Annotated in this window: 1 protein-coding gene; it reads left to right on the forward strand. The window is 69.1% G+C overall.

All coding sequences use genetic code 11. The features are described from left to right. Positions 1-230: DnaB-like helicase N-terminal domain-containing protein (locus KVS71_RS20165; RefSeq protein ID WP_302677835.1), on the forward strand; the 230-nt coding region annotated here is incomplete at both ends.

The following is a 230-nucleotide window of genomic DNA, read 5'->3' on the forward strand; positions in this document are numbered from 1 at the left end:
ATCTCCGAGGAGCGCCTGGGAGGGCAGCGTCCGCCCGAGCGCACCCCTCCGCACGACCTCCTCGCCGTGCAGAGCGCCCTGGGTGGCATGCTCCTGTCGAAGGACGCGGTCGCCGACGTGATCGGGACGCTCAAGGGCGCCGACTTCTACATCCCCAAGCACGAACTCATCTGCGAGGCGATCCTCTCGCTGTACTCCCACGGTGGGCCCACCGACGTCGTCGCGGTCAC

Source organism: Microbacterium sp. GbtcB4 (assembly GCF_019091465.1).
Lineage (GTDB): Bacteria > Actinomycetota > Actinomycetes > Actinomycetales > Microbacteriaceae > Microbacterium > Microbacterium paraoxydans.